Origin of the sequence: Aeromonas allosaccharophila (genome assembly GCF_016026615.1) — a bacterium.
GTDB lineage: Bacteria > Pseudomonadota > Gammaproteobacteria > Enterobacterales > Aeromonadaceae > Aeromonas > Aeromonas allosaccharophila.
Window position 1 is genome coordinate 3,350,166 of record NZ_CP065745.1, and the last position, 25,632, is coordinate 3,375,797.

General features: G+C 58.0%; 22 protein-coding genes and 1 pseudogene. 9 read left to right on the forward strand and 14 right to left on the reverse strand.

The features are described 5' to 3' along the window. Positions 1 to 30: 30 nt before the first annotated feature. From nirC to mgtE, 3 genes are all read left to right on the forward strand, one after another. Positions 31 to 843, forward strand: a complete 813-nt coding sequence (gene nirC / locus I6G90_RS15295) for a nitrite transporter NirC (protein WP_197928179.1) — start codon at positions 31 to 33, stop codon at positions 841 to 843. A gap of 12 nt (positions 844 to 855) precedes the next feature. Further along, positions 856 to 2,256 (forward strand): siroheme synthase CysG, encoded by a 1,401-nt coding sequence (gene cysG / locus I6G90_RS15300; RefSeq protein WP_197928181.1) that lies wholly within the window; start codon positions 856 to 858, stop codon positions 2,254 to 2,256. Between the two features lie 146 nt (positions 2,257 to 2,402). Then, on the forward strand, positions 2,403 to 3,827 hold the full coding sequence (mgtE, locus tag I6G90_RS15305) for a magnesium transporter (protein ID WP_197928182.1): 1,425 nt from the start codon (positions 2,403 to 2,405) through the stop codon (positions 3,825 to 3,827). Between the two features lie 85 nt (positions 3,828 to 3,912). On the opposite strand, the gene I6G90_RS15310 is transcribed toward mgtE, so the two are convergent. From I6G90_RS15310 to I6G90_RS15325, 4 genes are all read right to left on the reverse strand, one after another. Beyond that, complete coding sequence (locus I6G90_RS15310; protein WP_005342529.1) at positions 3,913 to 4,878, reverse strand: ABC transporter permease; 966 nt, start codon at positions 4,876 to 4,878, stop codon at positions 3,913 to 3,915. Positions 4,879 to 4,880: 2 nt separating this feature from the next. Beyond that, positions 4,881 to 5,999: an ABC transporter permease gene (locus tag I6G90_RS15315; RefSeq protein WP_042656568.1), complete on the reverse strand. Its 1,119-nt coding sequence runs from the start codon at positions 5,997 to 5,999 to the stop codon at positions 4,881 to 4,883. Then, entirely contained in the window at positions 5,999 to 7,582 is a 1,584-nt protein-coding gene (locus I6G90_RS15320; RefSeq protein WP_197928183.1) for an ABC transporter ATP-binding protein, read from the reverse strand. Before I6G90_RS15320 ends, I6G90_RS15315 begins: the two co-directional genes overlap by 1 nt. Positions 7,583 to 7,667: 85 nt before the next feature. After that, the gene (locus I6G90_RS15325) at positions 7,668 to 8,666 is read right to left on the reverse strand and encodes a BMP family lipoprotein (protein WP_042059443.1); all 999 of its coding nucleotides are present in this window, start codon (positions 8,664 to 8,666) and stop codon (positions 7,668 to 7,670) included. Positions 8,667 to 9,309: 643 nt separating this feature from the next. Between I6G90_RS15325 and I6G90_RS15330 the strand changes: the two genes are divergently transcribed. The 4 genes from I6G90_RS15330 (at position 9,310) to I6G90_RS15345 (ending at position 14,992) form a co-directional block, all read left to right on the forward strand. After that, positions 9,310 to 11,271, forward strand: a complete 1,962-nt coding sequence (locus I6G90_RS15330; protein WP_197928184.1) for a hypothetical protein — start codon at positions 9,310 to 9,312, stop codon at positions 11,269 to 11,271. 19 nt (positions 11,272 to 11,290) lie between these two features. Further along, positions 11,291 to 11,815 (forward strand): hypothetical protein, encoded by a 525-nt coding sequence (locus I6G90_RS15335; protein ID WP_139406056.1) that lies wholly within the window; start codon positions 11,291 to 11,293, stop codon positions 11,813 to 11,815. Positions 11,816 to 11,827: 12 nt separating this feature from the next. After that, a complete protein-coding gene (uvrD, locus tag I6G90_RS15340) occupies positions 11,828 to 13,999 on the forward strand; it encodes a DNA helicase II (RefSeq protein WP_197928185.1) in 2,172 nt (723 codons plus the stop codon). Between the two features lie 381 nt (positions 14,000 to 14,380). Further along, positions 14,381 to 14,992 (forward strand): hypothetical protein, encoded by a 612-nt coding sequence (locus I6G90_RS15345; RefSeq protein WP_197928186.1) that lies wholly within the window; start codon positions 14,381 to 14,383, stop codon positions 14,990 to 14,992. Between the two features lie 51 nt (positions 14,993 to 15,043). Here I6G90_RS15345 and I6G90_RS15350 read toward each other — a convergent pair. Both I6G90_RS15350 and ydfZ read right to left on the reverse strand, forming a co-directional pair. Then, a pseudogene (locus tag I6G90_RS15350) lies at positions 15,044 to 15,574 on the reverse strand (REP-associated tyrosine transposase). Positions 15,575 to 15,850: 276 nt separating this feature from the next. Beyond that, positions 15,851 to 16,048 (reverse strand): putative selenium delivery protein YdfZ, encoded by a 198-nt coding sequence (ydfZ, locus tag I6G90_RS15355; protein WP_005342516.1) that lies wholly within the window; start codon positions 16,046 to 16,048, stop codon positions 15,851 to 15,853. 311 nt (positions 16,049 to 16,359) lie between these two features. Between ydfZ and I6G90_RS15360 the strand changes: the two genes are divergently transcribed. Then, positions 16,360 to 16,860, forward strand: a complete 501-nt coding sequence (locus tag I6G90_RS15360) for a DUF1993 domain-containing protein (protein ID WP_197928187.1) — start codon at positions 16,360 to 16,362, stop codon at positions 16,858 to 16,860. Between the two features lie 102 nt (positions 16,861 to 16,962). Here the strand turns inward: I6G90_RS15360 and I6G90_RS15365 are convergent, their stop codons facing one another. The 6 genes from I6G90_RS15365 to I6G90_RS15390 form a co-directional block, all read right to left on the reverse strand. Then, positions 16,963 to 17,475 carry a cupin domain-containing protein gene (locus I6G90_RS15365; protein WP_197928188.1) on the reverse strand — a complete coding sequence of 171 codons (513 nt, stop codon included), beginning with the start codon at positions 17,473 to 17,475 and terminating at the stop codon, positions 16,963 to 16,965. A 280-nt stretch (positions 17,476 to 17,755) separates the two neighbouring features. Then, positions 17,756 to 18,421, reverse strand: coding sequence for a DUF3313 domain-containing protein (locus I6G90_RS15370; RefSeq protein WP_197928189.1), 666 nt, complete (start codon positions 18,419 to 18,421; stop codon positions 17,756 to 17,758). 389 nt (positions 18,422 to 18,810) lie between these two features. Continuing rightward, positions 18,811 to 19,941, reverse strand: a complete 1,131-nt coding sequence (locus I6G90_RS15375) for an ABC transporter substrate-binding protein (protein WP_197928190.1) — start codon at positions 19,939 to 19,941, stop codon at positions 18,811 to 18,813. A 57-nt stretch (positions 19,942 to 19,998) separates the two neighbouring features. Next, a complete protein-coding gene (locus I6G90_RS15380; RefSeq protein ID WP_197928191.1) occupies positions 19,999 to 20,634 on the reverse strand; it encodes a LysE family translocator in 636 nt (211 codons plus the stop codon). A 40-nt stretch (positions 20,635 to 20,674) separates the two neighbouring features. Continuing rightward, positions 20,675 to 21,496: a helix-turn-helix transcriptional regulator gene (locus I6G90_RS15385; RefSeq protein WP_197928193.1), complete on the reverse strand. Its 822-nt coding sequence runs from the start codon at positions 21,494 to 21,496 to the stop codon at positions 20,675 to 20,677. 60 nt (positions 21,497 to 21,556) lie between these two features. Beyond that, positions 21,557 to 22,315, reverse strand: coding sequence for a substrate-binding periplasmic protein (locus I6G90_RS15390; RefSeq protein ID WP_232254363.1), 759 nt, complete (start codon positions 22,313 to 22,315; stop codon positions 21,557 to 21,559). 309 nt (positions 22,316 to 22,624) lie between these two features. Here I6G90_RS15390 and I6G90_RS15395 point away from each other — a divergent pair, with 309 nt between their 5' ends. Next, entirely contained in the window at positions 22,625 to 23,098 is a 474-nt protein-coding gene (locus I6G90_RS15395; RefSeq protein WP_232254364.1) for a hypothetical protein, read from the forward strand. Between the two features lie 48 nt (positions 23,099 to 23,146). Here I6G90_RS15395 and I6G90_RS15400 read toward each other — a convergent pair whose 3' ends face one another. Then, positions 23,147 to 24,409: a 3-deoxy-D-manno-octulosonic acid transferase gene (locus tag I6G90_RS15400; RefSeq protein WP_197928197.1), complete on the reverse strand. Its 1,263-nt coding sequence runs from the start codon at positions 24,407 to 24,409 to the stop codon at positions 23,147 to 23,149. 98 nt (positions 24,410 to 24,507) lie between these two features. After that, on the reverse strand, positions 24,508 to 25,632 hold the full coding sequence (locus tag I6G90_RS15405) for a glycosyltransferase family 9 protein (protein WP_197928199.1): 1,125 nt from the start codon (positions 25,630 to 25,632) through the stop codon (positions 24,508 to 24,510).

Genomic DNA, 25,632 nt, shown 5'->3' on the forward strand with positions numbered 1-25,632 from the left:
CCGCGGGCAGCCCTCTTGAAGGAAACAAAGATGTATACCGACACCATCAACAAGTGCGCCGCCAACGCGGCCCGCATCAACCGCTTCGAGCGCAGCGACAAGCTCGGCTTCTGGCTCAGCTCCGCCATGGCGGGGGCCTATGTGGGCCTCGGCATCATCCTCATCTTCACCCTCGGTAATCTGGTGGATCCCGCCATCCGGCCGCTGGTGATGGGGGCCACCTTCGGCATCGCCCTGACCTTAGTTGTCATCGCCGGCTCCGAGCTGTTCACCGGCCACACCATGTTCCTCACCTTCGGGGTGAAAACCGGCAAGATCACTATGGCCGACCTGCTGCGCATCCTGCCACAGACCTGGGTGGGCAACCTGATTGGCTCAGTCGTGGTGGCGCTCATCTACTCTTACGGCGGCAGCCTGCTGCCGGACGCAGGCAGTCTGGCCCACAAGGTGGCGCTGGCCAAGACCCAGGCACCGGCCCTGACCCTGTTTATGAAGGGGATCCTCTGCAACTGGCTGGTCTGCCTCGCCATCTGGATGGCGCTGCGCACCGAAGGGGCCGCCCGCTTCATCGCCATCTGGTGGTGCCTGCTGGCCTTTATCGCCTCCGGCTACGAGCACTCCATCGCCAACATGACCCTGTTCGCCCTCTCCTGGTTCGGCGCCCACTCGGATGCCTACACCCTGAGCGGCATCGGCCACAACCTGCTGTGGGTGACCCTGGGTAACACGGTCTCCGGCGCCCTCTTCATGGGCCTCGGCTACTGGTATGCCACCCCCAAGGCTGAGCGCCCGGTCGCGGTGAGCGAGACCACCACCACTGCCAGCCAGACCCAAACCGCCTGATCAGGAGGCCCCATGGACTACTTGCCCATCTTTTGCCGACTCGACAACAAACCCGTGCTGCTGGTCGGCGGCGGCGAGGTAGCGGAGCGCAAGGCGCGCCTGCTGCTGGATGCCGGTGCCCAGCTCACCGTGGTCGCCCCCGAGCTCGACCCCGAGCTGGCGGAACTGGCTGCCAACGGCAGCATCGAATGGCTGGCCGGTGAATTCGCGCCGCAGCAACTGGCGGGCAAGTGGCTGGTGGTGGCCGCCACCGATCGGCGCGAGGTGAATGCGCTGGTTTACCAAAGCGCCAATCAGGCGCGGATCTTTGCCAACGTGGTGGATGACCCGAAACGCTCCAGCTTCATCATGCCGTCGATCATCGACCGCTCGCCGCTGATGGTGGCCATCTCCTCCGGTGGCAAGGCGCCGGTGCTGGCCCGCTTGCTGCGGGAAAAACTGGAAGCCCTGCTGCCGCAACATCTGGGCGCCATGGCGACCTTCGCTGGCAGCCTGCGGGATCGGGTCAAGGCGCGCTTCGCCACCATGGGCGAGCGGCGCCGCTTCTGGGAACGGCTGCTCGGGGCCGACCGGCTCGGACAGGCGCTGGCGCGGGGGGATCACGCCTCTGCCCACCAGCTGGCCGACAACCTGTTTGCTGACGAAAGCCACACCGCTGGCGAGGTGGTGCTGGTGGGAGCTGGCCCCGGCGACCCGGGCCTGCTCACCCTGCACGCTCTGCGCCAGATGCAGCAAGCGGACGTGGTGGTCTATGACCGGCTGGTCTCGGACGAGGTGATGGCGCTGGTGCGCCGGGATGCCAAACGCATCTTCGTCGGCAAGCAGGCGGGCAACCACTGCGTACCGCAAGAGGGGATCAACCAGCTGTTGCTGGAGGAGGCGAAGAAGGGGCAGCGAGTGGTGCGGCTGAAGGGAGGCGACCCATTCATCTTCGGCCGTGGCGGCGAGGAGCTGGAGACGCTCGTTGGTACTGGCATTGGCTTTCAGGTGGTGCCGGGGATCACGGCGGCCAGCGGCTGCGCCGCCTACGCCGGTATTCCGCTGACCCATCGCGACCACGCCCAGAGCGTGCGCTTCGTCACCGCCCACGGCAAAGGTGGCGCCCGGGATCTCGACTGGCCACTGCTGGCCAAAGATCGGCAGACGCTGGTGTTCTACATGGGGCTCTCCTCCTGCGCCACCATCCGCGATCAACTGCTGGCCCACGGCAAGCAGGGCAACACGCCAGTGGCGCTGATCGAGCGCGGCACCCAGCCCTGCCAGCGGGTCATTCGCGGCACTCTCGAAGAGTTGCCCGCGCTGGCGGTGGGGGTCGAGAGTCCGGCGCTGATCATGGTGGGCTCGGTGGTGACGCTGGCCGACCAGCTCGCCTGGTTTGGCGCGGCACCACAGGCTCAGCGAGCCCTCGCCTGAGGGATTATCGGCAACTAACCATGAGGCCACCAGCAGGTGGCCTCACTTTTACCTCCCTCTTCTCCCATCACGGTCATAACCTGCTGTTTTAAGTCTGGTATCCTATGGGCATTGAGCCCTTGGCTACCCTCTCAGGAATTCATCCCATGTCTCTTCCCATCAAGAACAGCGCCAGGCAGCGCGCGGATGACAGATCTCGCATTCTCACCCTGCTGCTGCGCGATGACGCCCTCACCGACAGCCTGCTCGACCCGCAGGTGGTGCAGGATGCCGAGCAGCGCGATCAGACCAGCGAACTCACCGCGCTGGTCAACGGGCTGCCCGCCGCCGATGTCGCCGATGCGCTGGAGTCGCTACCGCCCGATGAGCGTCATGCCCTGTGGGCACTGGTGGAGGAAGATAAGCGCGGCCAGATTCTGGTCGAAGCCTCGGAGACGGTGTGGGACAGCCTGATCAGCGGGATGAGCGACAAGGAGCTGCTGCACGCCCTGCGCACCCTGGATATCGACGATCAGATCTATCTGGGCCAGTACCTGCCGCGCAACCTGATGGGGCGGCTGCTCACCTATATGGCCCCCGAAGAACGGGATCGGGTGCGGGAGGTGATCCGCTACGGCAAGCACACCGTCGGCGCCATGATGGACTTCGAGATCATCACCATCCGCCCCGAGGTGAGTCTGGCCACGGTGCAGCGCTATCTGCGGCTGCGCGGCAAGATCCCCGCCAACACCGACAAGCTGTTCGTCATCGACAGGCGCAACCACCTGCTGGGGGAGCTGGCCCTCACCACAGTGCTGCTGCACAAGCCCGCCACCCTGGTGAGCGACGTGATGGAGCGGGATCCGGTCACCTTCGATCCGGAGGATAACGACGAGGCGGCAGCCCGTACCTTCGAGCGGGATGACCTGCTCTCCGCCGCCGTGGTGGATGGCAAGGGCAAGCTGATGGGCCGCCTCACTGTCGAAGAGGTGGTGGATCTGGTCTATGAGGAGAGCGACACCGACCTGCGCCGGATGGGGGGTATCAGCGAGGATGAAGACGTGTTCGCCCCTGTCAGCAAGGCGGTCAAGACCCGCTGGGCCTGGCTGGCGCTGAACCTCTGCACCGCCTTTGTCGCCTCGCGGGTGATCGGCATGTTCGAGCACACCATCTCCCAGCTGGTGGCGCTGGCGGCGCTGATGCCCATCGTCGCCGGGATCGGCGGCAACACCGGCAACCAGACCATCACCATGATAGTGCGGGCGCTGGCGCTGCAGCACATTCAGGCGGGCAACCTCTCCTTCCTGCTGCTGCGGGAACTTGGCGTCGCCTTTATCAACGGGCTGGTGTGGGGTGGCACCATGGGGCTTGCCACCTATCTGCTCTATCAGGATGTGGCGCTCGGCGCGGTGATGACCCTGGCCATGATGCTCAACCTGCTGGTGGCCGCCCTGATGGGGGTCATCATCCCCATGACCATGACCCGCCTCGGCCGCGATCCGGCAGTGGGGGCCAGCGTGATGATCACCGCCATCACCGACACCGGCGGCTTCTTTATCTTCCTAGGGCTGGCGACCATTTTCCTGCTGTAACCAGCCACTCAATCCATAAAAAAACAGGCCCACCGAAGTGGGCCTGCTGTTATCTGTGTGATCGGGAATATCGCAATAAAGGGCGCTACTCCCGCTCCTTCACATAAGGTGTACCGAGCGCCTTGGGTGCTACCGCACGGCCGATAAAGCCGGCCAGCAGGAACACGGTCAGGATGTAGGGCAGTGCCTCGATGGCCTGCACCGGAATGGCGAAGCCACCGATGCTGACCCCTTGCAGGCGAATGGCGACCGCATCGAGGAAGCCGAACAGCAGACAGGCTGCCATGGCATTCCAGGGGCGCCACTTGCCGAACACCAGCGCCGCCAGCGCCATAAAGCCCTTGCCCGCACTCATGTTGGGGATGAACTGGGCCGTCTGGGCCACCGCCAGATAGGTGCCGCCGATACCGGCCAGCAGGCCGCCGATGATGAGCGCGGTGTAGCGCATCCGCACCACCGAGATACCGGCGGTATCGACCGCTGCGGGCGCCTCGCCCACCGCCCGCAGACGCAGACCGAAGCGGGTACGGAACATCACCCACCAGGCCAGCGGTACGCAGGCGAACGCCACGTACTCCAGCAGGGAGTGGCCGCTCAGCAGCTCGCTGTAGAGCTGGCCGATCACCGGCACATCCCACAGCTCCTTGGCATAGGGCAGATCGATGGGGGCGAAACGGGCATCACCGGAGAGCGCTGGCGTCTGGCCACCCTGATCGAACCAGTAACGGCCCAGGGTGACGGTCAGACCGGCCGCCAGAATGTTGATGGCCATGCCGCTCACCACCTGATCACCGCGGTGGGTGATGGTGGCAAAGCCGTGCATCAGGGCGAACAGGATGGAGACACCCACCCCGGCACCCAGACCTACCCAGGCAGAACCGGAGACCGCAGCCGCCGCACCACTGGCGAACGCCGCCGCCAGCAGTTTGCCTTCCAGCGCGATGTTGACCACCCCGGAGCGCTCGCAGAACATGCCAGCCATGGCCGCCAGAATGAGCGGCGGCGCGGTACGGATGGTCGCATCCAGCATCAGGATCAGAATTTCAAACATGATCAGACTCCTTTAGCTTGCGCGGCTGAGCGGTTGGCAAACGCCAGATAGAGCTGCTCGATGCGCGGACGCATCATGTGCTCAAGGGCGCCACAGAACAGGATCACCAGACCCTGCAACACCACCACGATGTTGCGGTCGACACCGAACTCGAAGCTGAGCTCGGCGCCCCCCTGATAGAGGAACCCGAACAGCAGGCTGGCGATGATGACGCCGACCGGATGGTTGCGCCCCATCAGCGCCACCGCGATACCGGTGAAGCCGAACCCTTCCACGAAGTTGAGCTTGATCTGGTGCAGTTCACCCTGCAGCACGTTGAGGGCGAAGAAGCCCGACAGCATGCCAGAGATCACCATCGCCAGGATCACCACCTTGGGATAGGAGATACCGGCATAGGCGGAGGCGCTTTGGCTGGCCCCGACCGAGCGGATCTCGTAACCCCAGCGGGTGTGCCAGATAAAGACCCACACCAGCGCCGCACAGATCAGCGCCCAGAAGAAGCTGATGTTGAGCGGGCTGTTGGGGATATCCATCCCGAACAGGCTCGCCATCCCGCTCATCTTGGGCAACCAGCTTGCCTCGGCAAACACCTTGCTCTCGGTCGCCATCGAACCGGGCGGCTTGAACACCTCCACCAGCAGATAGGCCATCAGCGAGGCGGCGATGAAGTTGAACATGATGGTGGTGATGACGATGTGGCTGCCGCGCTTGGCTTGCAGCCAGGCCGGAATAAAGGCCCAGGCCGCACCGAACAGACCACCGGCAATGATGGAGAGCGGCAACAGCAGGGCAAACGGCAGCACATCGCCGAGCGTCAGACAGACCAGACCGACACCGAGACCGCCGATATAGGCCTGACCTTCACCACCGATGTTGAACAGACCGGCGTGGAAGGCGACCGCCACCGACAGACCGGTAAAGATAAAGCCGGTTGCGTAGTAGAGGGTAAAGCCAACCCCTTCACCGGTGCCGAACGCGCCGTACCACATGATCTTGGCGGCATCGACCGGGTTGATGTCGAGGTAGTAGAACAGAATGGCCGACACCAGGAAGGCCAGCAGGATATTGACCGCAGACAAGACGCCTACGGAGACCCAGGCAGGAATACGTACTTGGCTCATCAGTGGGCCTCCTTGGCTACGCCAGACACGCCAGCAACTTCGTCCGGCACTATGTTCGCCATCATCAGACCAATGGTGCGCTCGTCCGCCTTGGCACCATCCAGCTCACCGACGATACGACCATCGGCAATGACCAGAATCCGGTCAGCGAGGCTCATGATCTCGTCCAGCTCCACCGAGACCAGCAAGACAGCCTTGCCCTTGTCGCGCATGGCGATGATCTGCTGGTGGATATACTCGATGGCGCCGATATCGACCCCGCGGGTCGGCTGGCCGATCAACAGCACATCCGGGTCCTGCTCCACTTCCCGGGCGATCACCAGCTTCTGCTGGTTGCCACCGGAGAAGTTGGCGGTCTTGTGATCGGGATGGGGCGGGCGCACGTCCCACTTCTCCATCTTGGCCTGACAATCCTGCTGGATCGCCTCCTTGTTCTGCAGCCACCCCTTGTTGTATTGCGGACGGCGGTGATAACCGAGGATAAAGGCCTCTTTCGCCTCGAAGCGGTTGATCAACCCCATCTTGTGGCGATCTTCCGGCACATGACCGAGGCCGTAGTTGCGCACCAGCTCGGGATCGGCCGGTTGCTCCGCACTCACCTTGTGTACGCCGCTGCGGCTGCTGATGGTGAAGCCGCCCTTGCTCGGCTTGAGAATGCCGCCAAGCAGGCTGAGCAGTTCGGACTGACCGTTGCCGGATACCCCGGCGATGCCGACTACTTCACCGGCCCGCACCTCGAAGCTGACCGATTTGACCCGCTCCACCTTGCTGGCGTCGAAGTAGCTGAGCCCTTCGATCTTCAGCTTGGCTTCACCGGGCTGGGTTGGCCCCTTGTCGACCTTGAGGCGCACCTTGCGGCCCACCATCAGTTCAGCCAGCTGCTCCTTGTCGGTATTCTTGGTGGCGACGTGCGCCACCATCTCGCCACGGCGCATGATGGAAACCTGATCGGTAATGGCCAGGATCTCGCGCAGCTTGTGGGTGATGAGGATGATGGTTGCCCCCTGATCCCGCAGCTTTTTCAGCACCTCGAACAGGTGATCCGCCTCTTGCGGGGTCAGTACCCCGGTCGGCTCGTCGAGGATCAGGATGCGGGCGCCGCGATAGAGCGCCTTGAGAATTTCGACCCGCTGTTGCAAGCCAACCGGCAGATCTTCGACCTTCTCGTGCAACGGCACGTCGAGGCCATAATCCCGCGCCAGCTCGCCCAGCAGCTTTTCGGCTGACGCCACGCTCTGCTGAAGGTGCCAGCCGTTCTCAGCGCCGAGGATGACGTTTTCCAATACGGTGAAGTTATTGACCAGCATGAAGTGCTGGTGAACCATGCCCACGCCTGCGGCAATCGCATCTTGTGAGCCATGGGGATTGAACGGTTTCCCGTCGATCAGCATCTCGCCTTTGTCGGCATGGTAGAAACCATAAATGATGCTCATCAGGGTGGACTTACCGGCGCCATTTTCGCCGACAATGCCGTGGATACTGCCTTTGCGAACCTTAAGGTCGATCAGCTTGTTGGCGTACACTTCGCCGAACCGCTTATCGATACCTCTTAATTCGATGGCATAGCGATCTGTCTGGTCCATGATGCAGCCCTGCGTTTCATGAAATAAGACTAAAAACCGGCCCGTGCGGGCCGGTGGTGCGTTGAGAGTCGTAGCAACTATCTAATTAGTATTTGCAGGTGTTGTCGCTCATGTAGTCATGAACTTTGACCTTGCCAGAGATGATTTCGGCCTTGATGGCATCCACCTTGGCTTTCATTTCCGGGGTGATCAGCTTCTCGTTGTCCTTGTCGAGTGCCCAATCCACACCGCCTTCGGCCAGACCCAGGTTCTTGATACCCGGCTTCCACTCGCCTTTGGCAGCGTCATCCCAAGTCTGGTACGCGGCCAGCCCCACGGACTTGACCATGGAGGTCAGCATGGTGCCCGGTTGCAGGTGGTTCTGGTTGGAGTCCACACCGATGGCGAACTTGCCGCTGTCCTTGGCTGCCTGATAGACACCAATACCGGTGCCACCTGCGGCGGCATAAACCACGTCAGCGCCCTTGGCGAACTGGGACTTGGCCAGTTCGGCACCTTTGGCCGGGTCAGCAAACGCGGCCGGGGTAGAGCCCGCCATGTTCTGGTACACCTCGATCTTCGGATTGACGTACTTGGCACCCTGCTCGTAACCGCACTGGAATTTGCGGATCAGCGGGATATCCATGCCGCCCACGAAGCCAACCTTGCCGCTCTTGGAGGCGATGGCAGCCAGCGCGCCCACCAGGAAGGAACCTTCATGCTCCTTGAAGATGACGGACTGGACGTTCGGCTTGTCGACCACCATGTCGATGATGGTGAACTGGGTTTTCGGGAACTCGGTCGCCACTTTCTCGACGGCAGAACCCATGTTGAAACCGACCGCGACGATCGGGCCGTTGCCACGGCTGGCCAGACGACGCAGACCCTGCTCGCGCTGGGCTTCGTTCTGGGGTTCAAACTCTTTGACCTTGACCCCTTTGTCCTTGTTGTAGAGCTCGACGCCGTTACGGAACACGGCTTCGTTGAATGATTTGTCATATTTGCCCGCGGTGTCATAAATGACGGCCGGCTCGGAAGCAGCCTGAGCGGAGAGGGCAGCGAGAGTGAGGGAGGCCACGGTGGCCAGCTTGAGCACTTTAGTCACGATCGTATCCTTGATTGTTATTAAGTGAGGGAACTTGCTTGCCTGTCAGAGCAGGCTATCTAGCACGCAGGCTTACTCTAAGTCAGCCCCGATGCGGGTCAAGCAAATGATAAGGGAAAAACGTTTGCGTTAACGGTTTGAATTATAAGCAAATAACCTTATAAGCAGTTGTTTTTTAGCTGCTTTTTAGTTTTTTATGCTGCCAACAAAAAGACCCAAACGACATTTCACTTATTGTTCAGCAACTTACTGTAAACCGTTTTCCCCTTTTATTCATCCGCCCCCCCTGCCAGCCCGTGATCCGGCTCGCAAAATCCCCACAAACCACGCGAGCAAGGGTTGGCTACAGCTGGAAACGACCAAAGCTCACAGCCCCTTTCTCGAATACGCTCCAGTCAACATTCGCTTACCAACAATCCCCACTCAACGCCACTTTGTTGAGCAAGCTCACAATTCATGTGAACTCGAGATCCAGATCAAGTTGAAAACCATATGAGCCCCTGTATGATGCCCGCCGCATAGACCTCAAATGAAACTGACAAAAACATCAATTGGGCTTCTTTTGCATCACTTCATGCCACCCATTCTGACTTCCTCAGCCAGGTGCCGGTGACATATGCATCGTTGTTTCAGGAAAATAAAAATGAAAAAAAATATTCTGGCTTTATCGGTTGTGACGGCGTTATCCAGCTTGGCGCTGGCAGGTTGTGGCGGTGGTGGCGATGGCTCCAGCACTGACAATGGCAATAACGGTGGCAACGCCACCAAACCGGCCGAGTCCGCCACCTTTATCGATAGCCCGGTAGAAGGATTGGCATACACCTGCGGTCGCTATAGCGCGTTCACCAATAAACAAGGCCAGTTTTTCTTTAATGATGGCGATACCTGCGCCTTCAAACTGGGCTTAATCCCGCTTGGAGAAACTCAGGTTAAAAAGGGTCAGGCCTTGGTGACCCCATACACCATCGCCGAGAAGGGTGACAAAGATCGCGCCATTCGTATCGCCGCCCTGCTGCAAACCATGGATGCAGACAGCGATGCAAGTAACGGGATTAATCTGAAAACAGAGGATGTGGTCAAGCTGGGCAATACCCTGCGCTTTGACAGCGATGACGCTTTTAATACCAGCCTGAATGAAGCCCTGAAAGCGGTGCAACCAGGCAAGAAAGCTGTTGATACAGCAGCCGCAGCAGCACATATGAATGCATCACTGGCCAAAGCTAATGGCAAGTCTGCCGCCGTAGATTACGTGCTGCGCGACCTGGTGGAACAGAACAAGCATTGGGAACAGGCTAACTTCGAAAATACGCTGCGCGGATATAAAGATCGCTTAAGCACCGAGGCTGATGAGCCAGGCAAGGCCGATCGCCAGATCATGCTGGCAATTATCGCCATGATGGAAGTGACCAATGACCCAATCGTCAGCAAGCGCTTCGATGTTGAGCCGTCACAGGTTGGGCAAGGTTATACCACCATGCTGGCAAAAGTGCTGGATGCTGTAATTAACCATGCTCGCCTGACCGCCAAAGAGGCCACTGGCAATACCAAAGATGTGGCAGAGCTGCTGGCAAAATATGCCGTCAAGATGCAGGAAACAGCCAACAGTCTGGGCAATATTGTTAACCCGGAGTACAAGGCAACCTACGGCGATAATGATGAACTGACCCTCTCCTATGATCAGGTCCGCGCCCTGCGTGCCAGCGCCATCGCTATGGCTTCTGGTCTGAATATCATGGCTGCATATCAATATGGTGATGATCGCCATCTGCAACCCAAAACTGAAGAGTTGTCAGTACCAATTCTGAATTTTGAAGAGACCGGCATTGCGCACATTTACGATAATCCAGCCTACCCATCGTTTTGGGGAGATCAAAATAGCTGGAAACATTCCCTTCCGAATACACAAATCACCGCAGAGTACAGTGATGCTGATGTGAATCCAGCTTTGCTCTGGCAAGACCCCCAATTCTTCGTGATCAATCAGGCCGACCGTCTCAAGCTGGCGCGCACCCAACTGGCTGAAGCAGCCAAGCTGACTGCCAATCTGGGGAATGCCCTGACATCTCTGCGTCTCGATGCAGAAGAGGCCAAGAACACCCTCAAGCTGGCTGAAGCACTGGATAAACACCTGAATGGTCAGCAAGCGAGCGTCATCGTCGATTCCACCAATGGTAACGGCATCTCCGTCAAACTGGATTTGAACCCCTTCTTCAGCGAAGGGCTGGATCGTAATGACGTCGATGTACTCGTTGGCGAAGGCACCTGCGAAGGCAACATGGGTTCCTACTCCGAAGAGTACTCCAAGATGATGGGCAACCCGGTTTGCGGGTTGAATCCAGCAGAAGTTGCTGCCATTCAGGAGAATCGCTTCTGGATCATGCCGCAACTGAGTTTCAAAGTTGAATACACCTCAGACTTCGTCCAAAACGAGCTCGATCAAACGGCAAGCTACATCATGCACGTCACTCGAGCTCCGGTTGTTCCGTACCATCCTGAGGTGACTCTGAAACCCCGTGAAGGCTCTACCTTCGGCAAGGTCTTCCTGGAGTGCCGTCGTACCGAAAACGGCCAGTCTGATGTCGTAGATTGTGCTGCGCTTCAGTAACCTCAACAGCCCGAGCATTGTGGCACTGCTTGCCACCATGCTCATCAGCTTCACTCCGGGCGCCTTGGCGCTCGGAGTCACAGAACACTACCGTGACTATTCGAACGCTGTATACGATGAGCAAGGGATGCTTGTTTATCGTATTTACGCCCGCGAATTTCATCGTGAACTCCTTCCAAAAAAACTCTCGCTACTCAGCCTATTCTCCATGCGCGCTGTCAATAACCAGCGATCACACTACGAGCAGGGTGTATTACTGCTGGGCGACTGCCCGCTCTATTTTGAAAAAGCCTATCTGAACGAAATGAAACTGCACCTCTATCGAGTTCACGGCACGCTGCCCGAAGGTAACGTGGTCGCAGCCGAGATGAGTTATCAGATAGCCACCCATGAACTGGCAGGAGAAGACCTCACGCTCACCCCAACAGGTGAACAACGGCTGCTCCGAAAACGCCACTATCAAAAACAGCAACCTGCGCCACCTCGGGAATCATGCATTTCAGGATCGACGGAACTTCCGTATAATCCCCGCCTGTATAAATAAACAGGAGTGGTGATGGACGTTTCAACCCTGCTCGACGGGCTCAACGACAAGCAAAGAGATGCCGTTGCGGCGCCCCGTAGCAATCTGCTGGTGCTGGCCGGTGCCGGTTCGGGCAAGACCCGGGTGCTGGTGCACCGTATTGCCTGGCTGATGCAGGTGGAACGCTGTTCACCCTTCTCCATCATCGCGGTCACCTTTACCAACAAGGCGGCGGCCGAGATGCGCGGCCGGGTCGAGAAAGTGATCGGCGACGGCGTGCGCGGCATGTGGATCGGCACCTTCCACGGTATCGCCCACCGTTTGCTGCGGGCCCACCATCTGGATGCGGGCTTGCCGCAGGATTTCCAGATCCTCGACTCCGACGACCAGTACCGCCTCATTCGCCGCGTCATCAAGGCGCTCAACCTCGACGAGAAGCACTGGGCCCCGCGCGCCGTGATGAGCTACATCAACGGCAAGAAGGACGAGGGGCTGCGCCCCGGCGACATCGACCTCTACGGCGACCCCGTCACCCGCACCTATCAGCAGATCTACAAGACCTATCAGGAGACCTGCGATCGCTCCGGGCTGGTGGACTTTGCCGAGCTGTTGCTGCGCGCCCACGAGCTGTGGCTCAACAAACCGCACATCCTCGAGCACTACCGCGACCGCTTCCAGAACATCCTGGTGGACGAGTTCCAGGATACCAACGGCATCCAGTACGCCTGGCTGCGGATGCTGGCTGGTGATAGCGGCAAGGTGATGATCGTCGGCGACGATGACCAGTCCATCTACGGCTGGCGCGGTGCCAAGATCGAGAACATCCAGCGCTTCCTGACCGACTATCAGGGCGCCGAGACCATCCGTCTCGAGCAGAACTACCGTTCCACCGCCAATATCCTCAAGGCTGCCAACAGCGTGATCGCCAACAACGCCGAGCGCCTTGGCAAGGAACTGTGGACCGAAGGGGCCGAGGGCGAGCCGATTTCGCTGTACGCCGCCTTCAACGAGGTGGACGAAGCCCGCTTCGTGGTCGGCCGCCTCAAGGATTGGAAGGAAAAGGGCGGCTTGCTGGCCGACTGCGCCATCCTCTATCGCTCCAACGCCCAGTCACGGGTACTGGAAGAGGCGCTGATGCAGGATGCCATGCCCTACCGCATCTACGGCGGCCTGCGCTTCTTCGAGCGGCAAGAGATCAAAGACGCCATGGCCTACCTGCGGCTTATCAACAACCGTGGCGACGACGCCAGCTTCGAGCGGGTGGTCAACACCCCGACCCGTGGCATCGGCGATCGCACCCTCGAGATCCTGCGCGGCAACGCCCGCGATCAGGGGCTCAACCTGTGGCAATCGGCCAAGGCGCTGCTCAATGACAAGGTGCTGACCGGTCGCGCCGGCAACGCGGTGCGCGGCTTTGTCGATCTCATTGACGCACTGGAAGAACAGGTCGGCATGCTGCCGCTGCACCAACAGGCCGATATCGCCATCCAGAACTCCGGCCTCAAGGCGATGTATCTGGCAGAAAAAGGCGAGAAATCCCAGGCGCGGGTAGAGAACCTGGACGAACTGGTCACCGCCTGCCGCCAGTACCAGCGCCCGGACGAGCTGGAAGATATGAGCGATCTCTCCGCCTTCCTCGCCCACGCGGCGCTGGAGTCCGGCGAGAATCAGGCCGACGAATATGCCGACGCGGTGCAGCTGATGACCCTGCACAGCGCCAAGGGGCTGGAGTTCCCGCTGGTGCTGCTGGTCGGCGTCGAAGAAGGCATGTTCCCCAGCCAGCAATCCACCGAGGAGTCGGGCCGCCTGGAAGAGGAGCGCCGTCTCTGTTACGTCGGCATGACCCGCGCCATGGAGAAGCTCTACATCTGTTATGCCGAAAGCCGCCGCATCTACGGCCGCGAGATGTTCCACAAGCCGAGCCGCTTTATCCGCGAAATGCCCGCCGAGTGTCTGGAAGAGATCCGGCTGCGCACTCAGGTCAGCCGCCCCACCCAGTACGGCCGCTTTAGCCAGAACGAGGTGCAGCAGAGCTTTGACGCCAGCGGCATCAAGCTCGGCCAGCGGGTGCTCCATCCAAAATTCGGCGAAGGGGTGGTACTCAACTTCGAAGGGGTCGGCCAGCAGAGCCGGGTGCAGATCCAGTTCGACGACGTTGGCGCCAAGTGGCTGGTGACGGCCTATGCCAGATTGGAAGCGCTCTGATTTCTTCACTTTTTTATTTAATCAACCCGACTTTAGGTCGGGTTGGTTTTTAAATAGGCGATAGCAGTAGCATTAAAAACGCGATCTTCCGAATATGCTTCGCTATTCGAACCTACGAGCTACGAGCGGCAAATAGACGAACATTGCTTCATAAAATTTTTCTAAGGAAAAATTATGAGTTTAAAACTAGATGATGTTTTAGCATTCGATGACTCACTACATGATATTTTCGAAGAGTCATGTACGCGATTCATGCCTGTATTAAAAGAATCAAATTTTCTAGAAACCATGCAATCATTGTTTGGTTTAATGACCTCAATAAATTAAATTAAGCTAGGTGTATATGACTTAGCTGAAACGTGTGATACCCATTTATATGTTTTGAAGATATTATATCGCTCATTACTAGAGCAATTTTTAAGATTCGAGTTTCTTTTCCTCAAGTTTATTGAAACAGGAGATGAAGCGATTGGAGCTGAGTATAGAAAATATTCTGCAATAAGCGAAACCATAGCCTATATTGAAGCATCGCAAATGGCGGCTACAATGGCAGGGAAGTCCACTGATGATATCATCCTGAAGAAATTGAAGAAAAGTCACCCTGACTTTGATATTTCCAAGCGGAGCCTCAAGGAGATTACTGACAAATGGAAGCACAGAAATGTTATTCGCCATTTGACCTCTCATTTTAAAAAATCAACTAACGCGCCTGGCTTTTTATTAAAAATAATTCCAGATTACGCTAATCTAAGCAGCTTTGTTCATGGAGGAACATCAGCAGAAGAATACTTCCACAATATTTTTAATGATGGTTTATTAAAGGATGAGGTGGTAAGCACGGCAATAAACTCTTGCTTTATCTCAGCCATTGTCAAGAACCATCTACTCGTGGCCATTACCAAGATTGACCCTTCTTTTGAAGAGGATAGAAATAGGTTTACAAATAGACTATTTCAATTCGAAATGGCCGTAGGTTCGATTAGCGAAGCGTAATCGGACGATCGGGTAATCGGTCGCTTGCGATGGAAAAATATTTTTACGGATTTACTCCAATCCCCCCAACACCCCATCCACCGACCCGCACCAATCCGGTGGATAGACGCCACTCGCCACGTAACGATGGAAGGTGGAATACGGCCAATCGGCCACCCGGGTGACATGACCATGCTTGAGCGGGTTGATATGGACGTAATCCATATGGTGGCGGTAATCCTGCTCATCCCGGATCAGGTGTTCCCAATAATGCCGCTGCCAGATACCCCGCTCCCCGTGCCGTAACCGGGTCTGGCTGCGGCGTTCGTTCACCGGCAAGGCGCGGGAAAAGTGGCTTTTGATCAGCCGCCAACGCAGGGGGAAATCGGTGTCCCCCTCCGGCAATGAGAGAATGCAGTGGAGATGGTCGGGCAACACCACCCATGCGTGAATGGCGAAGGGGTGAGCCTGTTGCACCTGGGCAACGCTTTGACGCAGCAGATCGATCTGCTCCACCAGCTACCGGTTGTTGCGCCGTTCCAGCAGGTTGACGGTAAAGAACCATGTTCCTCCGGGCCACCATGCCCGCCGCCAATTGGCCATCCCTTTCTCCTCGTTGAGACCGAAAAGCCAAGCATAGCCTTGCCTCACTTCGATCTGCTTGCGGGCGTGATGGTGCGGATGTTCCATTACGCGGATGTTCGATTACGCGATCGTCCGATTACGCTTCGCTAATCGAACCTACACGATGACTCAAAGCAGCTTGAGGCGATGTAATTGATGGGTGGGTAAAGCAGAGAGGGGAAATCAGAAACCCGGCCGCCAGATGGGGCGCGGTGGCCGGGTGAATTGTAAAGAGTAGGGTGACAGGGAAAGGGATCAGCCTAGTCTAATCAACTCGATGGGGGCGTAGCGCTCCCCGGAGTTTGCCAGCAGCACGCACTTCTCGTGCTCCGCCTGATAGGGAGTCATGTTGTCGGTATGAGCCTCTTTCAGAAAATCGACTGCGCCAGTGGCGGCAATCATGACGCGCTGACCCAGGTTCAGCACATTGCGGTTACGGTCGTAGATCTTCATGTCATTCTCCTTTTCTTGTGTCCTGGCGGATGCGCAGGCGTGTGTCCAGGACAACGGCATTCAGCCTACGCCCCTGAAAAAAGGTGATTTATGTCACAGATCAAAAAAGGGGCGATAAGGGACTCGCAGGTTCAAAAAGCGAGCATGGCCGCTTGGCCAGCGGTTGTCGCGAGCAGTAGCGCCCCTCTGCCCTTTTCGTCGTGGCGGGCTCGAACCTGTCAGGGGATGGGGTATATTGGGGGCCGATTAGCCAGTCTCATTCACTGTGGCCGCGCAAGCGGGCCGCTGTTTCAACAAGATGGAGAGTGCTCATGAATCGCGACATTACCGCCCAGTTTATCAAGATGCTGACCAACCTCGACCACTGTCTGGCCAAGGCCGAGGCCCACGCCGCGGCGAAGCAGTTCAACGTGGACAACTTCTTCGGCGAACGGCTGATCGTCGATATGTTTCCGCTAGCCAAGCAGGTGTTGATCTGCTGCGATTCGGCCCGCGCCGTGGTCGCCACCGCCAGCCACAGCGAACTGCCGGTGCTGGGTGATGACCCTAAAACGATCGCGGATCTGCGCGCCCATATCGGCAAGACCATCAGCTATCTGCAGGGCAAGCTGGACGCGGACTACAGCCAGTACGCCAGCGGTCGCTACGTGCCCCACTGGGCGGGCGGCAAGGGGATGGATGGCCATACCTGCGTCCATGAGTACGGCATTCCCAACTTCTACTTCCACCTCACCATGGCCTATGCCCTGCTGCGCCGCGCCGGGGTCGATCTCGGCAAGCGCGACTATCTGGGCGGGCTCAACCTGCAATAAGCGCCGCGCCACCACAGGCGGCGATCAGATAGCAAAAGCCTGCCACGCGGCAGGCTTTCTTATATCGGGTGGTGCAGGGCTGGAGCGCAGAATGGCTACGCCCTAGAAGGGGCCGTTGCGCTCGCGCAGTTTGTCGGGCAGGCCGTCGTGCTCCCCCAGCTCGCGCTCGGGCACGTCGTCCCAGTGCAGCTTGCCGAGGGTGATATTGCGCTCGGGGTGGACGGCGTAGTGGATGCGGTTGTCCTCCCGATCGGTGTCACCGATGCAGAGCAGCCGGACAGTCTCTTCGGTGTTGTTGATAAAGGCGTGGGCCAGCCCGTCACCAGCCTTGAAACCCACCGAGTCGCCCGGTTGCAGCCGATAGAGCACGCCGTCGAGCCAGACATCCTGCGTCCCTTCCAGCACGTGAACAAACTCGTCTTCAGTCTTTTCGGCGTGGGGCCAGCTGGTACGGTGGCCGGGTTCGACGATCTCGTGGTGAATGCCGATGCGGCTAAAGCCGAAGTGCCTGCCCAGCGCGCTGCCAAGGGACATCCGCTCCTCGCTGCCGGGGTATGATCTCGGCTCCGCTTCTTGCAGCTCGCTCCAGTGTTTAATGCAGGGGTGACGGGTCATAGTGGTTCCTTATGCTATGAGGATGCGGTCACGGGAGGGGTCATCCTAACTGCCAGAATGCGGGGGAGAAAAGCAGAAATCGGCGGGCGCATTCCTCAGCTGACGGCAAAAAGGCGGACTCGGCGGCGGGTCGATTCCCATCCTGCAAGGGCTGGCTGGCCATGCCAGCGACAGCGGTGCGGACAAAAATGCAGACAACAAAGAGGGAGCCGCTGGCTCCCTCTCTCGATCTGGTCGGCACCTGTTTGCGATGCTTATTTTCCGCTCTTATTTCCCACTCTTATTTCCCAAGATTGTCCGCCAGCTGTTTGGCACGATTGGCCGCCCACTGGTCGATCATTTTCTCCATCTCCTCGGCGGTGATAGGCGAATCCTTGTGGGTGGTGTCCGGGCTCTCGCGGGCATCCATCACCCGCACCAGCAGCTTGCCGCTCTGGGAGTCGAGCAGTTGGGCCATGCTGCCCACCTTGAGCAGGTAGGGCTCCTTGCCGATCACTTCACGAGTGACGTTGATGGCGATCTTGGCGGGCAGCAAGTCACGCAGTTTGGGGTCGGGGCGAGTCAGGTCGAAGTTGGTGACGGCAGCCTGGATCCGCATGACCTTAGGGCCGGGGGCGCTGGCAATCTTGACGCCGTGCTTGATCAGCTCGCGCTGGAAGGTGTCGTGGTAGTAGCGACCAATCTGGTTCTGGTCGTTGGCGGTCAGCAGATACCACTGGCCATTCTCCTGCCGGATAAACTGCAGCGGATCGAGCAGCACCTCATTGTATTGGCGCAGATCAACACCCGGCTCCTTGTAGACGCGCTGGTTGGGGTTGCTCTCGCTCGGCTGGAAGGCGCTGAAGGGAACAGTTTGCAGTGACTGCAAGCTGTAGGAGACCTGATTTTTGACGGCGCAGCCACCCAGAAGAACCGCAGCCACGGCAACCATCACGACCTTTTTCATATTTGCTCCTGCATTTTACTGTTTGTTTTTGCTGTGGATTTCGCACCACATGGCTGGAGATCCCGTGCTGGAAGCCGCCAATGTCACAGAGAAATAACCTATTCGCCACCTTCTCACAAGCGACAGATCAAGATTGTTCAGCTCACATCCAAGTTGTCACAATTGCGGCGCGTTTGTACAAGGTCGGGCAAGGTATGAGCGGCAATCAAGCGAGGGTTCGGTTGTTTAATCCCGCTAAATGAAGCTGTGGCAGGCGTTCTGTTTTTTAAAACGATGCAGGCCCACAGGCGGTGTGAGTTGAACGGGGAAATGCATCAGAACCCACGATGACCGATCACCAGCCATGCTGCGCAACGGGCCTGCCGCCGGACACGCGGCAGACCCACGGATCAGTTATCGAGATCCCAGGGGCACTGCTTGACCAGCCCCTCTTTGCCGCTGGCGACGATCGCCTGCTGCACCATCCGTTTGTAGCGATTCTTGATATGGGCGGGCAACGCGGGCACCAGCAGCCGCTCGTCAAACTCCGGCAGCGGGCGATCCGGCAGCACCGCCTGCTCCTGCGGGCTGAGGGGCGGACGGGAGCCGACATTGCTGGCCGAGATGGTGGGCGTGCCCACCAGCATCTGGCGTTGCAACGGGGCGCTCAGCAGAAAATCCACCAGCAGGTAGGCGGCCTTGAGCCGTGCGGGATCATCGCCAACATGGCGGGCGATGGAGAGCGCATCGAGGGCATAGATGGCTCCCTCCTGCACCATGGCGATCCGCCACTGCTGGTCGTTCTGCTTGTTGCACTCCACCAACTCCAGCCCCCAAGTGGTGGCAAAGGTCTGCTGGCGCAGATCCTCACAGCGGTTGGCCTGATTGAACCAGAAGCCGCGGCTGGCTTGCAGCCGCTGCGAGAGCTGCTGTTCCACCTCTTGCTGCAAGGTCTTGTCGGCCAGCATCTCGCCGCTGGCAAACAGGGCGGGCGACTTGCCAAGGGAGAGCAGCACCGAAAACAGCAGCGGTTCGAACTGGTCGCAGAACTCGGCAAACTGGCCCGACGGCGGGCTGCTGGCGAGCACCTGCCAACTGGTGGGCGCTTGCGGCACCTGTTTGCTGTCGTAGGCGAGGCTGAACATGGCGTAGGAGAAGGGCACCGAGTAGTTGCGCTCCCCCTGCTTGTCATACTCGGTGTTCTTGAGGGCGGGCTTCACCTCGGCGTAGTGCTGCAGGCGACTGAAATCGATGGGGAGCAGCAGCTTGAACAGCGGTTGGTGATGGGCCTTGTAGAAGTAGCTGGTCGGCAGCACCACATCGGCGCTGCGGGTGCGCAGGGCGCGGTAGACGCTATCGAAATCGGTCAGCAGCGGCTCGATCCGGCTGACCGTCGCCTCCACCCCATGGGCTTTGGCGTAGTCGGCAAACTGTTGCTCATAACCCGCTGGCAGATAGCCCCACTCCAGCAACCTGAGCTGAACCGGGGCCGCCAGCGCCGGGGCCATCCCCAACAACCAGCAAAGAGGCAGTAGACGCATGGCCGGATACTCCTGACAGGTAAACCTTGATGGAGTATAGGCCCCTGCGCCGACTCGTCAGGCCACCAGCTCGGCCCCCATGCTCGCCAGAATGGAGAGGCTGACCACCGCAAACAACACGCCAGTCACCAGATTGAGCGGCCGCTGCACCCGCAGCAGCAGGCGCTGGGCGCGATCGGTGGAGAGGCTCCACGCCAGCAACCCGAACCAGCAGAGGGAGATGATAAAGAGCTCGCCCACCAGCAGGCCGCGGGTCACCCCGTCCACCTGCGGCGTCACCATGGCGGCCAGCAGACCGATAAAGAACACCAGCGCCTTGGGGTTGAGCAGATTGGTGGCGATGCCGGCACGCACGCCCCTGCCCCAGCCGCGCAGCTCGTTGGCGGTGCTGGCCATCACGGTGCCGCTCTGCTGGCGAGCCGCCATCAAGGCGCCCCACCCCAACCAGCCCAGATAGAGGGCGCCGCAGCACTTGATCACCATAAACAGCAGCGGGTGGCTGGCGATCAGCATGCTGATCCCGGTCAGGCTGAAGGTGGCGTGCACCATGATCGCCAGCGAGATGCCCAGCGCCGCGCCAAGGGCGGTCGGCCGGTGCAGGCTGGTGCGCAGGATCAGGGCAAAATCGGGGCCGGGGCTGGCCAGTGCAATCAGGTGCATCAGGCCGAGGGTAACGAACAGACTGGTCAGCATAACAACTCTCGCTTTAACGACGGAGAGTCAGCATGGCGGATCAGCGGGGGGCGCGGCTTGTAAAAGATTGCATCTGGGCACGAAACTCGGCGGGCGTAAGACCGAATGCCTGACGAAAGCCGTGGTGGAAGTGACTCTGATCGAAGAAGCCGACCGCCAGCGCCACCTCGCTCACCGCCATGCCGCTCGCCAGCAGCCGCTTGCCCTGCTCCAGCCGCAGCCTTTTCAGCCAGGCGTAGGGGGTCATGCCGCTGCGCTTCTTGAACTGGCGCAGGAAGGCGAAGCGATCGAGCCCGAGCAGCCCCGCCAGCTCTTCCAGCGAGTGGGGCTCGTCGAGGGCGGCCATCAGGTAGTCGCGCAGAAATCGCAACTGGGGATCGGCAAGCTGGTGCACCTCGGGGGCCAGATGCAGCAGCTCCCCCAGCAGGGCCAGCAGCTGGCTCTCGATCAGCAAACCATCGGCCTTGGGGTTGTCGAGATAGCCGTGCAACTGGGCAAAGCCTTGATAAAGGTCGGGTCGGCTCTGCAATCCCTTGTCGAAGAAGGGTTCCGCCTGCTCCGGCAGCCAGAGCGCCAGCTGCTGCGGATCGATGGCGAAGACCCGCACCTCGTACCCTTCCGGCAGCAGGCTGAGGCCGTCGTGCACCTCATCCGGGTTGACGGTAGAGAGCACCCCGCGCACCAGATGGTGACTGTTTCCCTTGTGGATAAACTTCTGGCCACCCCGTTGCACCAGCCCGATATGGTAGTCGAGATGGACATGGCGGCCGTAGCTGAATGCCCTGTGGTGGGAGTGCGACAGCTCGACACCCGGCAGGAGTGGGGATTGCCAGTAGCGGATGAGGGAATCGGTGGTATTCATGGGTTATAGATACACCAGAAGCGGGCGTTGGACTTGTAGATTATTGCACGCAACCCCCTCTCAACGCCCCCACAGCCGCGGGGTCGACTCCACCAGCGAGGCAAGCGGCACCCGCTCCACCACCTGACGCATGTGCTGCACCAGCTCGGGATTGGCATCCCCCAGCGACCTGGTCAGCACGATATGCACCTCGAGCGGGGTGACCGGCAGGTAGATGAGGCGGGTCGCTGCAGGGAGCTTGGCACGAAAATGGTTGGCGGAGATATCGTTGGAGAAGAGCGCGGCATCGATGCGCCCACGCAGCAACTTTTGCATGTTGCCATGCTCCCAGCTGAGCTGGGAGAGGGTGTCGATGTGGATCTGCGGATGCAGCAACAGCGGCGGCACGATCGCCTGACTCGACCAGCCGATAGTCGTGCCGAAGAGATCTTCCTGCCGCTCGACCGAATGAAGTCGCGATGGCACCAATACCACCAGCACCGGCCGCAGCAGCAACAGGTGGGGGTCGATATAGCGAAAGTGGCGAGCCCGCTCGGGACTGTAACTCAGCAGCGGGGTCAGCTCGCACTCGCCGCTCTCGAGGTTGCTGAGCAGCCGCGCCACATTGAGCCCCTGCCATTCGATAGTGCGCCCGATCGCGGGTTCGATATGGCGACGAAAGTAGTCGATCACCGGCCCGGAGACCTTGCCCTGCTGATCGATGGTGACCAGCGGCGCCAGCTGGAAGACACACCCCCGCAGTGGCGCGTTGACCGCCACGGCCTGGCTGATGGTCATAAAAGGGAGAAAAAATGCCGATAGCAGTAATACCAAACGCATACCCGAACGAGAGATGCCCATAAGTGCCGACCCGATGCCCTGATAGCCATCAGCATGGCACAAGGCAAAGGGGCGAGCTATCTGCTCCCGCCGTTCTGTGGTCCCTGTTTACCCCCAATTTTCATCGACATCAGCCACACTCACTATTGTTAGTGAAATCAACAAAATCATTGTTTTGCTTGGCTTTTTCTCATTGGATATATTGCCACCTCAATTCATCCATTCCGCTTTGCCGGTATCTTTATGAGACTGTTACTGATTGCTTTGTCCTTTTTTGCTGCAACTGCCAGCGCCAATGAAAAACCACCCGTGCCTTACTATGACTGGGGCGGTTGTCCGTTTGAAGGGTGCACCTATCAGCAATGGACCACCAAGCAGGAGGTGGTCGCCAGAGCCGAGCCTTCGCTGACCGCCAAAACCCTGTTCAAGGTGCCACGCGGCCAGAATGTAGAGGGGCTGACCGGAGTGGTCATCGTCGAAAAGCCGGGGATAGTCAAGGTTCTGAAACCGGTCACGCTCGGTTATAACGACAAGGGTGAAGGCCCGCTGCTCAAGCTGAAAGCGGGCGAACAGTTGTATACGCTGGCCAGCCTCGGGGAAGGGGCGATGCAGTTCTGGTACAAGGGAAAGACCTACACCCTGGACTATGACTACGAGCGCAACCAGATCAAATATGGTGCTACGCCGAAGAGCCAGTGGTGGGTGAAGATCAGGGACAGGCAGGGACGTGAAGGCTGGGTTGCCGAAGCCAAAAACTTCGCCCATATGGATCGTTTCGAATAGTGAACGATTGCCAGCGCCCTCACAGCGAGGGCGCTGGCAGGCCAGGGGTTACAGCTTGGGTTGCAGCTTCATCTCCTGCAGATACTCCAGCACCTGGGTTTTGTAGTCCGCCTGATAGGAGAACTTGGTGCTGTCGCACGCCGCAATCAGGTTCACCGCGGTACAGAACAGGGTCGCAGCCAGCAGCCCCTTGCCAACCCACTGCGGATAGCGACGGCTCCAGCGCACCAGCAACAGCAGCATCGGGAACAGGGCATAGGGGAAGATCAGCATCAGGTGCCAGTAGTTGAAGATGATGGGCGACAGCGCCGCACTCACCAGCACCGCCAGCACAGCCGCCAGCGCATAGAGGCCGAGCCAGCTCTCGCCATTCACCTCGGCCCGATCACTGCGCAGCAGGCGCGGCTTGAGTTCACGCCACAGCTGCCAGTTGGCCTTGGCCGCCAGCAACACGGTCGCCGCGCCCACCCCGTAGATCACCACCCGCCACAGCCAGACCGCCGCCAGTTGCAGATATTCGTGCCCAGCCAGCCAGATAAACTGGGTGTCGTTGACCAGCTTGCTGGCAAACAGCCAGGAGCCGTAGCGCAGCCAGTAGATCACCGATTTCAGCACCGGATAGACGTGTACCAGCCCCCAGCCGATATAGCGCTGCCGCGCCTCGGGATCGACGTTCTGGGTGATGTGGCTATTGCTCATCACTTCCATGGCATAGGGGATCAGCGATGCACCGATCAACAGCGCCGCCACCACCACCCCGCTCCAGCTCACCTTGAGAATGCGGCGCCAGAAGAGGTAGGTGGACATCACCGCCAGCAGCGGCCAGGAGTAGTGCAACTGCATCGCCATGCCGATGGCCAGCAGGTGAACGATCATGTGCCAGAAGGAGGCCCGCTCACGCATATGCCAAGCCGACCAGCAGTGCATGGCGGAGAAGAGGAACAGATAGGAGGGGTTGTAGAGCAGGCTCTCGTACTGGAACCAGGGGTTGAGCCAGCAGAGCACCAGAAACAGCAACCGCACCACATTGCTATTCAATACATTGCTATTCAATACATTGCTATTCAATACATTGCCATTCAATACACGGTCATCAAACACCTGTCGGATCACCGCATCAAACAGCAGGAAACCGATCAGCCGCATAACCAGCAGCAGCAGCATGGGCGCGTAAGGTGAATCCCACAGCAGCAAGGGCCCGCCAATCAGCCATGCCGACAAGCTGCCCGGCACATTGCCCACCGCACTCGCCGCATTGCCATAGCTAAGCCAAACACCCTCATAGGCACCAAGGTAACCCTTGTAGAGCATCTGGGTCTGATCGCCAGTGAGCTTCTGTAAATTCGAATATAATATGCTGGTCAAGAGACCAATAAACATCACACCGAAATAAAATAATTTATTTTTTTTTATGATAAAAATCTCTTCACCCACTGTTTGAATCTACTTTCAAAATCATCAACAGAAAGCGAGTTTACACCACGACCACTCAAATCCTTAGTAAAAACAACATCGGCCTTCTCATTATTTGGATGCCAGTTTAAAAAATTTTGATCTGGCTCACCACTTTTAGAATTATAAATTGCCAATGTTGGTAAATTCAGACCGGAAGCGATGTGTATCGTAGCAGTATCTACTGATACCAACCCAATTGACATTCGTAACTGAGAGAACAATGACTCAATTGATACATCTTCTGGCGGTAAACAAAAAACTCGTCCAGGATCTATGGTTTTAGCTATCATATCTTCAATTACCTTAACTTGATCACGCATACCTAACAATACGATAGAAAAATCCGTTTCTCTTAGCATGAAATCGCACAGATAAATTATCAACTCAGAGTCCATTCTTCGAGATGACCCACTCCCATAAGGATTAAAACAAATAGTATTGCTCTTTTGTGGCCACCGATATGAACTTATTTTATTTTCAACTAATGGAAAGTCAGGAATGATATATTTCGCATCAACATTAAAAAATCCAATTCCATTTAAAAAATAAACAAACTTCTCACTAAAATGCATTTCTGATGTAACTTGACCAAGTTTAATATTTATTAAATCAAGGTCATCATCCATCCCCGCAATGCATGTCGTAGAGAGCTTACTTAGAAAATAAATGTCTCTCATTTTTAGCTGCTCACCAAAATGAAGAGCATAATCGACAAAACCTATTTTCTCTGCCAACAGACGCAACTCTCCATAAGAAGGCCGTTTTTTTATAAAAAAAACATCACCCCCCCAAATATTCTCATACAATTTCTGTATGTTAGAATTGCAAATTACTATAAGTTGATTGTTTTCATTCTCTTTTTTAATCTCCCTATATAACCAAGAACAAACTATAGAATCCCCGAGTTTGGCATCCCAACGAATAACCAGAAATCTTTTCCCATTACCTCTAGATATTGAAAGATTGTGTTTGTTACAATTCCTCTCTTTATCGAATAGTATTCTTGCCAGACGCCTTCTAAATAAATCTCGCCCTATAAACAATTGATCTTTAATAGTCTTAAATAGTCGAAGCTTCAT

Excerpts from the sequence above, each read along its gene's own strand:
- nirC (WP_197928179.1), top strand. The coding sequence starts at position 31 with ATGTATACCGACACCATCAACAAGTGCGCCGCCAACGCGGCCCGCATC.
- I6G90_RS15370 (WP_197928189.1), bottom strand. The coding sequence starts at position 18,421 with ATGAAAAAGGTCGTGATGGTTGCCGTGGCTGCGGTTCTTCTGGGTGGC.
- I6G90_RS15315 (WP_042656568.1), bottom strand. The coding sequence starts at position 5,999 with ATGAGCCAAGTACGTATTCCTGCCTGGGTCTCCGTAGGCGTCTTGTCT.
- mgtE (WP_197928182.1), top strand. The coding sequence starts at position 2,403 with ATGTCTCTTCCCATCAAGAACAGCGCCAGGCAGCGCGCGGATGACAGA.
- I6G90_RS15320 (WP_197928183.1), bottom strand. The coding sequence starts at position 7,582 with ATGGACCAGACAGATCGCTATGCCATCGAATTAAGAGGTATCGATAAG.
- I6G90_RS15400 (WP_197928197.1), bottom strand. The coding sequence starts at position 24,409 with ATGCTCTACAAGGGTTACCTTGGTGCCTATGAGGGTGTTTGGCTTAGC.
- I6G90_RS15380 (WP_197928191.1), bottom strand. The coding sequence starts at position 20,634 with ATGCTGACCAGTCTGTTCGTTACCCTCGGCCTGATGCACCTGATTGCA.
- uvrD (WP_197928185.1), top strand. The coding sequence starts at position 11,828 with ATGGACGTTTCAACCCTGCTCGACGGGCTCAACGACAAGCAAAGAGAT.
- I6G90_RS15310 (WP_005342529.1), bottom strand. The coding sequence starts at position 4,878 with ATGTTTGAAATTCTGATCCTGATGCTGGATGCGACCATCCGTACCGCG.
- I6G90_RS15375 (WP_197928190.1), bottom strand. The coding sequence starts at position 19,941 with ATGCGTCTACTGCCTCTTTGCTGGTTGTTGGGGATGGCCCCGGCGCTG.
- I6G90_RS15360 (WP_197928187.1), top strand. The coding sequence starts at position 16,360 with ATGAATCGCGACATTACCGCCCAGTTTATCAAGATGCTGACCAACCTC.
- I6G90_RS15390 (WP_232254363.1), bottom strand. The coding sequence starts at position 22,315 with ATGCGTTTGGTATTACTGCTATCGGCATTTTTTCTCCCTTTTATGACC.
- I6G90_RS15405 (WP_197928199.1), bottom strand. The coding sequence starts at position 25,632 with ATGAAGCTTCGACTATTTAAGACTATTAAAGATCAATTGTTTATAGGG.
- I6G90_RS15330 (WP_197928184.1), top strand. The coding sequence starts at position 9,310 with ATGAAAAAAAATATTCTGGCTTTATCGGTTGTGACGGCGTTATCCAGC.
- cysG (WP_197928181.1), top strand. The coding sequence starts at position 856 with ATGGACTACTTGCCCATCTTTTGCCGACTCGACAACAAACCCGTGCTG.
- I6G90_RS15365 (WP_197928188.1), bottom strand. The coding sequence starts at position 17,475 with ATGACCCGTCACCCCTGCATTAAACACTGGAGCGAGCTGCAAGAAGCG.
- I6G90_RS15385 (WP_197928193.1), bottom strand. The coding sequence starts at position 21,496 with ATGAATACCACCGATTCCCTCATCCGCTACTGGCAATCCCCACTCCTG.
- ydfZ (WP_005342516.1), bottom strand. The coding sequence starts at position 16,048 with ATGAAGATCTACGACCGTAACCGCAATGTGCTGAACCTGGGTCAGCGC.